This is a genomic window from Kitasatospora sp. NPDC007106 (genome assembly GCF_040634455.1).
GTDB lineage: Bacteria > Actinomycetota > Actinomycetes > Streptomycetales > Streptomycetaceae > Kitasatospora > Kitasatospora arboriphila.
In genome coordinates this window covers 1-13,633 of the sequence record NZ_JBEYFP010000116.1, presented here as the reverse complement: position 1 = coordinate 13,633, position 13,633 = coordinate 1, and the positions used below count along the sequence as shown (strand labels likewise).

At 75.7% G+C, this 13,633-nt stretch carries 14 protein-coding genes and 1 pseudogene; 9 read left to right on the top strand and 6 right to left on the bottom strand.

Translation table 11 applies throughout. The features are described from left to right. On the bottom strand, window positions 1-243 hold a 243-nt coding region (locus tag ABZ641_RS13415; protein WP_359981523.1), incomplete at its 3' end, for an HGxxPAAW family protein. Between the two features lie 99 nt (window positions 244-342). Between ABZ641_RS13415 and ABZ641_RS13410 the strand changes: the two genes are divergently transcribed. From ABZ641_RS13410 to ABZ641_RS13400, 3 genes are all read left to right on the top strand, one after another. Further along, complete coding sequence (locus ABZ641_RS13410) at window positions 343-825, top strand: MarR family transcriptional regulator (RefSeq protein ID WP_359981520.1); 483 nt, start codon at window positions 343-345, stop codon at window positions 823-825. 106 nt (window positions 826-931) lie between these two features. After that, window positions 932-2,446, top strand: coding sequence for an MFS transporter (locus ABZ641_RS13405; protein WP_359981518.1), 1,515 nt, complete (start codon window positions 932-934; stop codon window positions 2,444-2,446). A gap of 65 nt (window positions 2,447-2,511) precedes the next feature. Then, window positions 2,512-3,255, top strand: coding sequence for a TetR/AcrR family transcriptional regulator (locus ABZ641_RS13400; RefSeq protein ID WP_359981515.1), 744 nt, complete (start codon window positions 2,512-2,514; stop codon window positions 3,253-3,255). A gap of 27 nt (window positions 3,256-3,282) precedes the next feature. Here the strand turns inward: ABZ641_RS13400 and ABZ641_RS13395 are convergent, their stop codons facing one another. Next, the gene (locus tag ABZ641_RS13395; protein ID WP_344624112.1) at window positions 3,283-3,648 is read right to left on the bottom strand and encodes a hypothetical protein; all 366 of its coding nucleotides are present in this window, start codon (window positions 3,646-3,648) and stop codon (window positions 3,283-3,285) included. Between the two features lie 96 nt (window positions 3,649-3,744). On the opposite strand from ABZ641_RS13395, the gene grpE reads away from it, so the two are divergent. After that, window positions 3,745-4,194 (top strand): nucleotide exchange factor GrpE, encoded by a 450-nt coding sequence (grpE, locus tag ABZ641_RS13390; protein WP_344624111.1) that lies wholly within the window; start codon window positions 3,745-3,747, stop codon window positions 4,192-4,194. 26 nt (window positions 4,195-4,220) lie between these two features. Here grpE and ABZ641_RS13385 read toward each other — a convergent pair whose 3' ends face one another. From ABZ641_RS13385 to ABZ641_RS13370, 4 genes are all read right to left on the bottom strand, one after another. After that, window positions 4,221-4,799, bottom strand: a complete 579-nt coding sequence (locus ABZ641_RS13385) for a hypothetical protein (protein WP_359981512.1) — start codon at window positions 4,797-4,799, stop codon at window positions 4,221-4,223. Window positions 4,800-4,908: 109 nt separating this feature from the next. Further along, complete coding sequence (locus ABZ641_RS13380; protein WP_359981510.1) at window positions 4,909-6,420, bottom strand: NAD(P)/FAD-dependent oxidoreductase; 1,512 nt, start codon at window positions 6,418-6,420, stop codon at window positions 4,909-4,911. A gap of 118 nt (window positions 6,421-6,538) precedes the next feature. Then, complete coding sequence (locus ABZ641_RS13375; protein WP_359981507.1) at window positions 6,539-7,420, bottom strand: ABC transporter permease; 882 nt, start codon at window positions 7,418-7,420, stop codon at window positions 6,539-6,541. Beyond that, window positions 7,417-8,385, bottom strand: a complete 969-nt coding sequence (locus tag ABZ641_RS13370) for an ABC transporter ATP-binding protein (protein WP_359981504.1) — start codon at window positions 8,383-8,385, stop codon at window positions 7,417-7,419. The genes ABZ641_RS13375 and ABZ641_RS13370 overlap by 4 nt, the downstream gene beginning before the upstream one ends. Before the next feature lie 264 nt (window positions 8,386-8,649). Here ABZ641_RS13370 and ABZ641_RS13365 point away from each other — a divergent pair, with 264 nt between their 5' ends. From ABZ641_RS13365 to ABZ641_RS13345, 5 genes and pseudogenes are all read left to right on the top strand, one after another. Beyond that, window positions 8,650-8,814, top strand: a complete 165-nt coding sequence (locus ABZ641_RS13365) for a hypothetical protein (RefSeq protein WP_179419324.1) — start codon at window positions 8,650-8,652, stop codon at window positions 8,812-8,814. 103 nt (window positions 8,815-8,917) lie between these two features. Then, window positions 8,918-10,168, top strand: coding sequence for a cytochrome P450 (locus ABZ641_RS13360; protein ID WP_344628501.1), 1,251 nt, complete (start codon window positions 8,918-8,920; stop codon window positions 10,166-10,168). Continuing rightward, the gene (locus ABZ641_RS13355) at window positions 10,165-11,139 is read left to right on the top strand and encodes an acetyl-CoA carboxylase biotin carboxyl carrier protein subunit (RefSeq protein WP_359981499.1); all 975 of its coding nucleotides are present in this window, start codon (window positions 10,165-10,167) and stop codon (window positions 11,137-11,139) included. Before ABZ641_RS13360 ends, ABZ641_RS13355 begins: the two co-directional genes overlap by 4 nt. Beyond that, window positions 11,136-13,448, top strand: coding sequence for an ATP-binding cassette domain-containing protein (locus ABZ641_RS13350; RefSeq protein ID WP_359981497.1), 2,313 nt, complete (start codon window positions 11,136-11,138; stop codon window positions 13,446-13,448). The genes ABZ641_RS13355 and ABZ641_RS13350 overlap by 4 nt, the downstream gene beginning before the upstream one ends. Beyond that, window positions 13,445-13,633, top strand: a pseudogene (locus tag ABZ641_RS13345) (hypothetical protein); the annotation flags it as partial. The gene ABZ641_RS13350 and the pseudogene ABZ641_RS13345, both read left to right, overlap by 4 nt.

The following is a 13,633-nucleotide window of genomic DNA, read 5'->3' as shown; positions in this document are numbered from 1 at the left end:
GTCGCGCAGCCGCCAGTCGCGGCGGCCGGGCGGGCGCGGGCCGGTGGCCTTGCCCCAGCCGGCGAGGTGCAGCAGCCAGGTGGTGAGGGCGGCGGCCGGCAGCAGTGCCAGGCCCGCCCACAGGACGGCGGTGGAGCCCGCCGCGAACGCCGTGCCGGCCACCGCGGTGCCGGCGACGGCGAGCAGGGAGCCCGTCCAGCCGGCGACGGTGTGCCCCATGTCGTGGTCGCCGTGTGCGCTCATGTCTCCTCGTACGGTGTGATGGTGCCGTCGGCGCAGGCCCGCGCCCGGCAGAACTTTTATCTCACGAGCTAAGTAGCTTAGATGCTAAGGAGACTGTCCGTGGAAGGCAAGCCGCGCCCGGCTGCGACCCCCGAGCAGGCCCTGCAGGCGATGGACCGGATGATCGCCCTCGCCCACTTCGGGCAGCAGGACATCGCGGCGCGACTCGGCCTCAACACCACCGACCTGACCTGCATCGGCTTCCTCATCGAGGCCGATCTGGCGGGCGAGTCGCTGGCCGCCGGCGACCTCGCCGAGCGGGCCAACCTCACCACCGGCGCCGTCACCGGGGTGCTCAACCGCCTGGAGAAGGCCGGCTACGCGCGCCGCACGCCCGACCCGGACGACCGCCGCAAGGTCCGGATCGCGATGGACCCTTCGGCCCAGCAGCGGATCATGGAGGCCTACGGGCCGTTCTACCTGCGGCTCGGCGCCCTCTTCGCCGACTACGGCGCGGAGGAGGTCGCCGTGCTGGCCGACTGGTTCACCCGGGCCCGGGCGCTGATGCAGGAGTCGCTGGACGAGATCCGCGCCGAACTCTGACGCCCCGCCGGGCGGATGCGTTGCCGTAAATCGGTGGCGCCCCGCGCGGACTCTCTTCTACGGTGTACAAGTCTTGTACACCGTAGAAGAGGGAGTGGAGCCGGCTGTGACCGATCCCCAGCGCCGCCCGGACCGATGGGTGATCCTCGCGGTCATCTGTCTGGCACAACTCGTCGTGATCCTCGACAACACCATCCTCAACGTCGCCGTGCCCTCCCTCACCGAGGAACTCGGCGCCACCACCTCCCAGACCCAGTGGGTCATCGGCGCCTACTCGCTCGCCCAGGCGGGCCTGCTGATCGCCGCCGGCGGCCTCGCCGACCGGTACGGCCGCAAGAAGGTCCAGATGATCGGCCTCGGCCTGTTCGGCGCCGGATCGCTCGCCGCGGCGCTCGCCGGCGACCCCGGCCAGTTGATCGCAGCCCGCGCCGGCATGGGCGTCGGCGGCAGCCTGCTGCTCGCCACCAGCCTCGCCATCGTCGTCCGCACCTTCGACGCCGACGAGCAGCCCAAGGCGATCGCCGCCTGGACAGCCGTCGCCTCGCTCGGCGTCGCCCTCGGCCCGGTCATCGGCGGCCTGCTGCTGAACCACTTCTGGTGGGGCTCCACCTTCCTGGTCAACCTGCCGGTCGCCGCCCTCGGCCTGATCGCCGTCGGCCGGCTGGTGCCCGAGTCCAAGGACCCGCGCGGCGACCGCCCCGACCTGCTCGGCGCCGTGCTCTCCACGGCCGGCCTCACCGGCCTCGTCTACGCCGTCATCCAGGGCCCCGGCTACGGCTGGACGGCGCCCCGCACCCTGCTCGCCGGCGGCCTCGGTGCGCTCTTCCTGCTGGCCTTCGGCCTCTGGGAGCGCCGGATCGAACACCCGCTGCTCGACCTCGCGTTCTTCCGCAACGCGCGCTTCCGCGGTGCCGTCTCCGGCGGCGTCCTGGTCAGCTTCGGCATGGGCGGCTCGCTCTTCCTGCTCACCCAGCACCTGCAGTTCGTGCTCCACTACGGGCCGCTCGACGCCGGCCTGCGCACCGCCCCGATGGCCCTCACCGTCGTCGCGCTCAACCTCACCGGCACCGGCATGCGGCTCACCGCACGGCTCTCGCCGCCCGCCGCCATCGCCACCGGCCTCTCGCTGCTGGCCGGCGGACTCGCCGCGATCGCCCTCTTCGGCCGCGGCGGCTCCTACCCGGGCATCCTGCTCGGCCTGGTGATGATGGGCGCCGGCGTCGCCTGCGCCCAGCCCGCCATGGCCGGCGCGGTGATGACCTCCATCCCGCCGGAGAAGGCCGGCGTCGGCTCCGGCCTGATGGGCACCCTCGGCGAACTCGGCAACTCGCTCGGCGTGGCCGTCCTCGGCGCCGTCCTCGCCGCGAACTTCGCCGCCGCACTGCCCGCCGGGCTGCCCGACTCCGCCGCCCGCTCGCTGCCCGACGCCCTCGCCGCCGGCGGCGCCTCCGCCGCCGGCACGATCCGGTCGGCCTTCGCCGACAGCCTCACCGCAGGACAGCTGATCGGCGCCGCCGCGGTGCTGGCCGGCGGCCTGGTCGCCGCCTGGCTGCTCGGCCGGGCCGCCGACGCGCCGCCCGCCGCGTCCACCCCCGCCGAGCCGGTGGCCCAGGCGGGCTGATCCGGCCCTACGATCGCTGCACGGCCGCAGCACCGGCGGCCGTGCAGCGAGCACGAAGGACGAGCATGGCGGACAAGCCCCGCGACCCGGCCGTCAGCATCTGGGTGGCGCCGCCCCGCGAGCGGCGCCGCGGCAGCGCGCCCGCCGGCCTCAGCCGCGAGCGGATCGTGCGCACCGCCGTCGCCCTGCTGGACGCCGACGGCGTCCAGGCCTTCAGCATGCGCAAACTCGCCGCCGCCCTGGACGTCACCCCCATGTCGGTCTACTGGTACGTCGACAACAAGGACGAACTCCTCGAACTCGCCCTCGACGAGGCCTTCGGCGACATGCGGATCCCGCCGCTCGGCGACGGCGACGACTGGCGGGCCCACCTCAGGCTGCTCGCCCACGAGTACCGCCGCTGCCTGCACGAACACCCCTGGGCCGCCCGACTCGCCGGCCAGTTCCTCGCCCTGGGCCCCAACGCGCTCTTCTTCTCCACCAGCGCGATCGGCGCGATCCGCCGCACCGGGCTCACCGGCGAGCGGCTCGGCGGCGCCCTCGGCCTGGTGCTGCAGTTCGTCTACGGCTTCGCGCTCGCCGAGTCGCAGTGGCAGGAGCGGGTCCGGGCCTCCGGCCTCCACGAGGACGAACTCAACCGCGTCGTCCGCGGCGTCGCCGAGCGGGCCGACGCGCGCTTCCTCGACAACGCCGACCTGCTGCCGCCCACCGAGGACGGCGGCCTGCGCGCCTCCCGCGACAGCCAGTTCGAGGCCGGGCTGGACATCGCCCTGGCCGGCATCGACGCCACCGTCGCCGCGCAGCGCTGAGCGCGGCCGGCGGCCGGCGGCCGGTGGTCAGCTGGGCGGTGCCGGGTGCGGCTCGCGGTGCACGGTGCCGGACAGCAGCGGCGCCTCGTGCCGCTCCGGACGGTGGCTCTCCCGGTCCTCGACGAGGTGGCGCGGCGCGGACCCGCCGGAGCCGGCCAGCGGCACCAGCCGCCGGGCCACGAGATGGCCGACCCAGTGCCGCCCGCACTGCGGACAGGGAACCCCGCCGTCCGGCGTGTAGGGGGACGCCGCGCCGATCCCGTCGCGGGAGAAGTACTCCCAGTCGGTGCCGTCGTCGTCGCGGTAGTGCTGGACGTCGTAGTCCACGGACCAGTGGTGCCAGCATTGTCCGCAGGTGAATTCGACCCGCTCCACGGCCAGTTCGGTGATCATCGCGTCTACCTCCCTGCCTCGGCCCTTGACAAGCCCTTTATCCAGAATTATCCCGGTTTCAGGGGCTGCGGATACCGTCCGGAGGGAGTCCGGTCCATGGCGCACTCGGCAGGCGACGGAGAGGGCCCGAACTCCGGGCCCGACGAGGACCTGCGCCGCCTCAAGGCCGAGTACGACAACTACCGCCGCCGCGTCCACCGCGACCGCCTCGCCGTCCGCGAGATCGCCGTCTCCAACGTGCTCGCCCGGCTACTGCCCGTGCTCGACGCCCTCGACCGGGCCCGCGCCGCCGGCGAGGTCGTCGACGGCTTCGGCGCCGTCGCCGACCTGCTGGAGAGCGAGCTCGGCGCCCTCGGCCTGCAGTCCTTCGGCGAACCCGGCGAAGCCTTCGACCCCGTGCTGCACCTCGCCGTCGGCTACACCCGGTCCGCCGTGGTCACCGGACCGATCTGCATCGAGGTCGTCCGCGCCGGCTACCGCGTCGGCGGCCAGATGCTGCGCCCCGCCGAGGTCGTCGTCGCCGAACCGCCGTCCGGCCCTGACTGAGCACGGGCGGCCGGGCACACCGGCGCTCAGGGCAGCCCGAGCTCCCCGCGCACCGGCTGCGGGACGCTCCGGAGGACCGACACCGGGACGTCCCGGTACTCCGACCTGTCGACCGTGCGGGGCGACCAGGCGCCGTCGGGCCCCTCCGTGACCACGTGGAACGCCACCGACGGGTGCGGCACGCCGCCGGGGGTGAGGACGATCCAGACGCGGTCCCGGGCCTCCTCCCACCGGAAGGACGGACTGTCGGCGAAGGTGCCGTACTCCGCGGTGTCGCGCCACACCACCGCCCCGAGCGTCCCCTCGCCGGTCGACGAGGGCGACGGTGTGTAGGAGCTGATCACCGCCCGGCGGCGGGTGCCGCCGGGATCGCTCCTCGACCCGGTCTCCTCCACCAGGAGGGCGAACCGGTCCGTCGGTGACCGCACCCAGTACGACGGGCTCGCCTCGCTGCCCGTGTGGATCCGGTTGCCGTGGGTCGGCCCGCCGTCGGACGGCGCGGGAGCCGCGGTGTGCCGTGCCCCGGGCGTGCAGCCGGCGAGGAGCAGCGCCGCGGCGAGGGCCGCGGCGAGGCGGGCGGGTACGGCCCGGTTCCGTGGCTGCACGGTTCCCTCCCTGAGCGCTGGTTCCCGGGCGGCCTTCCGGCGACCGGTCCGGGACAGCCTCCGGCAGCGCCGGCGGCTCGTCAACGGCGATTTTGCGGGCCGGGCGGGCTCAGCCCTCCGCCAGCCGGCGCAGCGGGTCGGCGGTGAGGCCGAAGCGGTGCTTCAGGGCGCGGCGGGCGGCGTGCAGGCCGGCCATGCCGTGGACGCCGGGGCCGGGCGGGGTGGAGGAGGAGCAGAGGTAGACGCCGTCGAGAGGGGTGGCGTACGGGTCGATGGCGGGGACGGGGCGGAAGGCGGTCTGCCACAGCGACATCGCACCGCCGCCGATGTCGCCGCCGACGTGGTTGGCGTTGTGCAGCTGCTGGTCGGCGGCGGTGGTGGCCGACCGGGCGAGGACGAGGTCGCGGAAGCCGGGGGCGAAGCGCTCGACCTGCCGTTCCACGGCCTCGCCGACGTCCACCGTCGAGCCGTGCGGCACGTGGGCGTAGCTGTACAGGGTCTGCATCCCGGCGGGCGCCCGGCCCGGGTCGACGACCCCCGGCTGCACCGCCAGCACGTACGGCCGTGCCGCGTGGCGGCCCGCGGCGACCTCGCGTTCGACGGCGACGGTCTCCTCGCGGGTGCCGGACAGGTGCAGGGTGCCCGCCTCGGCGCAGGCCGGGTCGGCCCACGGCACCGGGCCGGCCAGCGCGAAGTCGACCTTGCAGACGGCCGAGCCGTACCGGAAGGCGCGCAGCCGCCGGGCGTACCCCTCGGGCAGCGCGGGCCCCACCAGGTGGAGCAGGCCGGCGGGCGTGAGGTCGAGCAGGACGGCCCGGGCGGGCGGGAGTTCGGCGAGCGATCCGACCCGGTGGCCGGTGACGATCCGGCCGCCGCGGCGGACCAGTTCGGCGGCCATGGCATCGGCGATCGCCTGGCTGCCGCCGCGCGGCACCGGCCAGCCGACGGCGTGCCCCAGGGCGGCCAGCAGCAGGCCGGCGCCGGCCGGGGCCAGGGCGCGCGGCGGGGCGACGGCGTGCGCGGCGACGCCGGCGAGCATCGCCCGGGCGGCCGGGTCGCGGAACCGCGCACCCCAGGCCGGGGTGCCGAACTCGGCGACCCGCAGGCCCAGTCGAATCGCCGTCAGCGGATCGGCGGGCAGTCGACGCTGGTCGGAGAGCGCGGCGTCGACCGTGCCCTGCCAGCGGTCCACCAGCGGGCCGAACAGGGCCCGCCAGGCGCGGCCGTCGCGGCCGAGCCGTTCGGCGGTGCGGTCCAGGTCGCGGTAGGCGATCCCGGCCGGGGCGCCGTCCAGCGGCTGCGCGTACGGCGCCGGGGGCTGCAGCAGGTCGACCCGGTCGGCGAGGCCGAAGGCGCGGAAGAACGGCGAGGCAAGGGCCATCGGGTGGGCGACCGAGCAGAGGTCGTGCCGGAAGCCGGGCAGGGTGGTCTCGGCGGTGCGCATGCCGCCGCCCGCGGTGTCGGCGGCCTCGTAGACGACGGTCTCCAGGCCGGCCGCGGCGAGCAGCAGCGCGGCGGCGAGCCCGTTCGGCCCGGAGCCGACCACCACCGCGTCGACCCGGCCGCCCCCGCCGCCGCCCCGGCCGCCGTCCGCCGTGCTGCCGGAAGCCCGCCCTGCCACCGCGCCCACGCTCCTCGTACCCGCCCGTTGACGATCCGTCCGTCCGCACTCTCGCACACCCGGGCGGCGGCCCCGCGCACCCCCGGGCGGTCGGGGGTGCGCGCCGGGCGGTGCGGCGTCAGCCGCGGCGGGGCTCCCAGCGGAACAGCCTGCGGCCCAGGACGGCCGCGGCGGCGACCCAGGCGGCGATCATCAGCAGTGAGGGGGCGGCGTGCGCCCAGCCGTGCAGCAGGTCGAGCCGCTCCAGTGGGGCGCCCGCCCAGGTCTCGTGGCCGAAACCGCGGCCGAACCAGGCCGTCCGCAGGGTCTCCACGACCGGGGCGAGCGGCAGCACGTGCGCGGCGGGCTGCAGCCAGTCGGGCATCGAGGCCAGCGGGGCGACCACGCCGCTGCCGAACATGCAGAGCAGCAGCACCGGCGTGGCCACCATCGGCGCCGCCTCCGCGCTGGGGGTCACCCCGGAGAGCGCCACGGCGAGCACCGCGAAGAGCAGGTAGCCGCCGACCACGGTGAGCAGGAAGAGCAGCGGGTCGGCGGGCAGCTCCGCCCCGAACCAGCCGACCGAGACCGCGCCCAGCACCAGCACCTGCAGCAGCACCACGGCGCCGCCCGCGCCGATCTGACCGGCGAAGATCGCCGTCGGCGGGACCTCGGTGCCGCGCAGCCGCTTGAGGACGAGGTCGTCGCGGCGGGCGACCACCCCGTTCAGCAGGTTGATGAACGAGGTCACCAGGGCCAGGCCGATGAAGCCGACGGTGGTGTAGCCGGCCGCGTTCACCCCGGCGATCTCCTTGCCGCGCAGCGGGGCCGCGACCACCAGGTTGAGCAGCACCGGCAGCAGGAAGCCGATGAAGGTGGAGCGCCGGTTGCGCCAGAACACCCGCCAGGAGAGCAGGAACTGGCCGCGGGCGTAGCCCGGCCAGCCGCGCGGTGCGGCCGCCACCGGGGCGGCTTCGGAGCGGCGGGCGGCGAGTGCGCCCGCCGTGTCGGTGGTGGTCATCGTGCACCTGCCCCTTCGTGCGCCGCGTCGGTGCCGCGGCCGTCGTGCGCCAGTTCCAGGAAGACGTCCTCCAGGGAGGCGGGCCGCACCTCGATGCCGTCCAGCTCCACCGACCACTCGGCCGCCCAGGCGTGCAGCGCGGCCAGCGCCGGGGCGGTGCGGGCCGCCGTGTACACCGCGACGCCGTCCGTGACGCTCGCCGACCCGCCCGTCACCTGCGGCAGTTGGGCCTCGCTGACGCCCTTCGGCAGCGGGAAGGTGATCCTGGTGCCGTGCCCGGAGAGCACCTCCTCCACCGTGCCGACCGCGGCCAGCCGGCCCTTGTCCATGATGGCCACCCGGTCGGCCAACTGCTGGGCCTCCTCCAGGTAGTGGGTGGTGAGCAGCACGGTGGTGCCGGAGGCCTGAAGCTCCTTGACGATCCGCCAGGTGGTGCGGCGGGCCTCCGGGTCCATGCCGGTGGTGGGTTCGTCCAGGAAGAGCAGGTCGGGGGCGTTCAGCACGGCCAGGGTGAGGTCCAGCCGGCGCCGTTCGCCGCCGGACAGCTGGGCGACCCGGGTGCCCGCCCGCTCGGTGAGGCCGACCTGGGCCAGCACCTCGGCGGTCGGCCGCGGCCCGGTGAGGAAGCCCCGCCAGGAGTCGACCGTCTCCGCGACGGTCAACTCCTTGAAGAAGCCGCCCTCCTGGAGCATCACGCCGGTGCGCCGGCGGACCTCGGGGCCCTGCGCGTACGGGTCCAGGCCGAACACCCGGACCGTGCCGGAGCTCGGCGGGCCGTAGCCCTCCAGCACCTCCAGCGTGGTCGTCTTGCCGGCGCCGTTGGTGCCGAGCAGGGCGAAGAGTTCTCCGCGGGCGACGGTGAAGGACACACCGCGCACCGCCTCGTAATCGCCGTAGCGGCGGTGCAGGTCCCGCACCTCCACGGCTGCCGTCCCGGGAATTCCGGAGCTGATGGTGGATGTCATGGAATACAGCGTGAGGGGTGGTGGGCGGTCAAGGCAAGAGTCAACATATGCGCAGGTCAGAAGGGGTTCAAAATGTCATGCAAGAGGGTGTGTCATTTTCCACGGGTGAATTCCTGACATCCCTTACTGTCGTACTCCTGTGCCCCGGGTGCATATTTTTCTCGTCGCCGAGAGCGAGCCGGAGAAAAGGCCGGCGGACGAAGGCGGAGAACGGTGACCGGGCCCCGGCCGGGGAGCGGCGCCGACCATCGGAGGGAGACCACCATGGCCGAGAACGAGATCACCGAGAACGAGCAGTTCGACATCGAGGTCGAGGAGCTCGACACCGTCAACGGTGGCATCAGCGTCAGCTCGCTGGCCTGCGCCGCCTGCCCGGTCTCCAGCTTCAGCTCCGTGTCCAACTCGGTCGCCGAGACCGCCGCGGAGTAACGGGTCCTGTGCCGCGGTGGGCCCGCCTCGCGGGTTCCACCGCGGCACCCTGTTTCCGCCCCCAACTCAGCACCCCCACCGACCCAGTTGAGGAGAGCCGGGCATGGACAGCCTCCGGCACGAGCTGACGCGGTTCATCCAACAGCCCGCCGCGCAGCAGGACCCACCCGCGCTCTACCGCCGGTTGCTCGCCGAGGCGCCGGTCCTCGACCTCGGCCGGGTGCACGTCGTGTCCGGCTACGAGGAGATCGTCACCGTCCTCATGCACCCCGGCACCGCCGTCGACCCGACCGCCGTCGGCCTGCCCCGGGCCGGCGCCACCGCGCTCTCCCGGGTGGTCGACCGGATGCTGCCGATGCGCGACGGCGCCGACCACACCCGGCTCAAGCGGCTCGCCACCACCGCCTTCAGCGCCCGCCGGCTGGAGCAGATGCGGGAGCGCATCGAGAGCACCGTCGAGCGGATGCTCGAACCCCTGCTCGCCGCGGGCTCGTTCGACGTCGTCGCCGACCTGTCCGTGCCGCTGCCGGTCGCCGTCTCCTGCGCGATCCTCGACATCCCCGACACCGAGCAGGAGCGCGTCACCGGCTGGGCCCGCCTGGTCGCCCGCTCGCTGCTCGACGACTTCGACGGCACCGAGGGCGCCGCCCGCATCGCCGAACTCGACGCGGAGTTCGAGGAGTTCCGCAGCTACGTGGAGGAACTCTGCGCGGCCCGCGCGGCCCGGCCCGGCGACGACCTGATCAGCCGGCTCGCCGTTGCCCGCGGCGAGGGCCGGCTCGACGACCGGGACCTGCTGGCCTTCGTCGTCATGCTGCTGGCCAACGGCCTGGAGACACTCACCTCGGGACTCTCCTTCGCCGTCTGGCAGTTGCTGCACACCCCCGGCCTCGCCGAGCGGCTGCGCGAGCGGCCCGCCGACGCCGCCGCCGTCTTCGACGAGGCCCAGCGGCTCGGCAGCCCCGTCCGGGCCAGCGCCCGCGCCCTCACCCGCGAGGTGGAGGTCGCCGGCACCGTCATCCCGACCGGACGGGTCGTCCTGCTGCTGTACGCCGCCGCCAACCGGGACCCGCGGCGTTTCGCCGACCCCGACCGCTTCGACCCGGACCGGGCCGAACTGCGCCACCTGGCCTTCGGCCACGGTCCGCACCACTGCCTCGGCGCCCCGCTCTCCCTGATGGCGGGAGCCGCCGTCCTGCGGGGCCTCGCCGCAGCCGGCGAACACCGCGCCCTGAGCACCCCGCTCACCACCCGGACGGCCCCCTGGAGCACCCAGTTCGTCTTCGGCGGCCTGCGCGAACTCCCGCTGCACTGCCCGCCCCGACCGGTCCTCACGGAGGTGGGGCAGGCATGAGCGGCACCGCCACCAGGAAGCGCACCCGACGCGGCGGCACGACCGCCGCACCGGCCCCGACGCCCACCGTCGCGGGGGAGCCGGCCCCGACGTCGACGCCACCGCCCGAGGCCGCACCGCCCGAGGCCGCACCGCCCGGCGCGGTGAGCACGGCCGCGGCGCCCACCGTGACCACCGTGACCGCGGTGCCCACCGCGCCCACCGCCACCGCGGCGGCCGCCGGGCGGGCCGCCGCCGTCCTCGAACCCGGGCTGGACCAGCCGGTGCGGCTGGTCGGCGCGCGGCTGTCGGCCGCCGCGGCGGCGCTGCTGCTCGCGGTCGGCGCCGGGACGGCCTGGGTGGTGTTCGGCACGCTGCCGCACACCGTGGCCCTGCCCGCGGTGGTGGCCCACGGAACCGCCCCGGCGACCGTCCGGGCCGAGCAGGCGGGCACGGTCGTCCGGCTGCTGGTGTCGCCCGGTGAGCGGGTGGCGGCCGGGCAGGCCGTGGCCGTGCTGCGCGGCGCCGACGGGCGGCAGGCCGAGCTGCGGGCCGACCGGGCGGGCACGGTCTCCGAGCTGGCGGCCGCCCCCGGCGGGCTGCTGGCCCCCGGCACTCCCGTCCTCACCCTCGACCCGTTCGGACTCCCGTTGACCGTCCGGCTGTTCGCCACCGACCCGACGCGGGCCGCGGAGCTGCGGCCGGGCCGGACGGTGCTCGTCCCCGTCCCCGGTGGGGCACCCGTCCGGGCCGTGATCACCGCCGTCGACCCGCTGCCCGCCCGCGCCGACTCGCTGGACGGCACCCTGCCCGTCGCGCTGCCGGGCCTGCCCGCCGGCGCGGCCCCGGTCTGGACGGCGTACGCCGAACTCCCGCCCGCAGTGCAGCAGTCGGCGGCCGCGCTGCCCGGCCCGCTGCCGGTCACCGTGAACCTCGACCTCGGCGCCCGCCACCCGTACCAGGCCGTGCTCGGCAAGGGGGTCGCGCGATGAGCCTCGACGTCCGGGAGAGTCCGGCCGCGGCCGCCGACACGTCCCGTCCGGCCGCCGCGCAGGAGGAGCCCGCGAGGGCTCCGCGGGTGCGCAGGCCGCGCCGCTACCTGCGCACCCCGGTCGTGCCGCAGATGGAGGAGCAGGACTGCGGCGCCGCCTGCCTGGCCGTGGTGCTCGGCGCCTTCGGCCGGCGGGTGACCCTGCAGGAGGCGTCCCGGTCCTGCGGGGTGAGCCGGGACGGGGTGAGCGCCGCCGCGGTGGCCCGCGCCGCCGGCCGGTACGGGCTGATCGCCCGCGGCCGCCGGGTGGTGCGCGCCGAGGGCCGGCTGCTCGGCCTGGAGAAGGTGCCGGTGCCGTCGATGGTGCTGGTCACCGGCCCGCACTTCGCCGTCTTCGAGGGCGTCCGGCGCGGCCGCGTGCACATCAACGACCCCTCGCTGGGCACCTACTCGGCCTCACCCGGGGAGTTCTGGGAGTCCTTCGCCGGGATCGCGGTCGGCTTCGAGCCGGGCCCGGACTTCGAGCGCGGCGGCCGCCGCTTCCCGCTGCTGCACGCCCTGGCCGGCCGGATGCGGCCGTTCGCGGGCCCGCTGCTGCTCGCCGTGCTGCTGGCGGTGCTGCTGGCGGTGCCGGGGGTCGCGGCGGCGTTCCTGCTGCGCGCCTACCTCGCCTCGGTGACCCTGGCCGGCACCGCCTCCTGGGCGCTGCCGCTGACCCTGACGGCGGCCGGCGTCGCCGTGACGGTGCTGCTCGGCACCTGGCTGCAGCAGAGCCTGGTCAACCGGGTGCTGGAGGCGATGGCGGCCCGCGGCTCGTCCGGCTTCCTCTGGCGGATGCTGCGACTGCCGGGCTCGTTCTTCCACCGGCGGCAGCTCGGCGGTCTGGTGACCCGGGTGCAGATGAACGACGGCCTGGCCGCGCTGCTCTCGTACCGGGCCGCGGGCGCCGCCGCCTCCGCCGCCGGGGCCGCCGTCCACCTGGGTGCGCTGGCCTGGCTGGAACCCCGGCTCGTGGCCGTGCCGGTCGCCGTCGCGGTGCTGGACGTACTGGCGCTGCGGGTGGCCGACCGGCGCCGCGGCGGCCTGGTGCACCGGCTGCACGCCGAGCAGTACAAGCGCGACGGCGTCGCCTTCGCCGGGGTGTCGGCGATCGAGACGGTCAAGGCCGAGGGCGCCGAGGACTCCTTCTTCCGCTCCTGGGCGGGCTGGCAGGCCCGGGCGATGGAGACCGGTCAGAAGGTCACGGCCGCGGTGATCGTGCCGCTGTCGCTGCCGGGTGCGCTCAACTCGGCCGCCACCGCGACCGTGGTGGTGGCCGGTACCGCGCTGCTGCTCGGCGGCTCGCTCACCCTGGGCACCCTGGTGGCCTTCCTGCTGCTGCTCAACGGCTTCCTCCTGCCGGTCGGCCAACTGGTCGGCACCGGATCGGAGTTCACCGTCGCCCGGGCGCAGAACGCGCTGCTGGAGGACGTGGAGACCACCGAGCCGGACCCCTTCCTCGTCCCCGTCCTCGACGCTCCCGCCGAACCCGCCCGGCTGACCGGCGAGTTGGAGCTGCAGGACGTCTCCTTCGGCTACGACCCCAACCGCCCGCCGGCGATCTCCGGCATCTCGCTGCGGATCCGCCCGGGGGAGTGGGTCGCCGTGGTCGGCACCAGCGGCAGCGGCAAGTCCACCGTGGCCCGGCTCGCCGCCGGGGTGCTCCGGCCCTGGAGCGGCCGGGTGCTGCTCGACGGCCGCCCCCGCGACGACTGGCACCGGTCCGTGGTGACCTCCCAGGTCGCCTACGTGGAGCAGCAGTTGCGACTCTTCGAGGGCACCGTCCGGGAGAACCTCACGCTCTGGGACCCGGCCCTGCCCGAGGACGCCCTGCACCGGGCGCTCGCCGACGCCGAGGCCGCCGAGCTGGTGCGCCGCCGCGGCGGCCCGGACGGCGCCCGGATCGAGGAGGACGCCCGCAACCTCTCCGGCGGCGAGCGCCAGCGCCTGGAACTCGCCCGGGCGCTCGCCCTGGAACCGGCCCTGCTGGTCCTGGACGAGGCCACCTCGGCGCTCGACGCGCACACCGAGGCCGCCGTCAACGCGCACCTTCGCCGCCGCGGCACGAGCTGCCTGGTGCTCGCCCACCGGCTGAGCACCGTGCAGGCCGCCGACCGGGTCGTGGTGATCGCGGACGGCCGGATCGTCCAGCAGGGCACCCCGGCCGAACTCGCCGCCGTCCCGGGCCCGTACCGCACCCTGCTGGCCGACACCGCGCGCGCCGGCACCCCGCTCGCCGACCGGGCGACCGGCACCCAGGAGACCGCATGACCACCGCCACCACCCCGGCGGCCCCCGCAACGGCGGGCCCGGCCGCTACCGCCGCCGCCAACCGGGCGGCGCTGGCCGCCGCCCTCGGCGAGCTGCACACCGCGGGCCCGTCGGCCGCCGCGCCGCCGCCCGCCGCCACCGACCCGGCCGACCGGGCCCGGGCCGTCCTCGACGCGCTCGGCCTC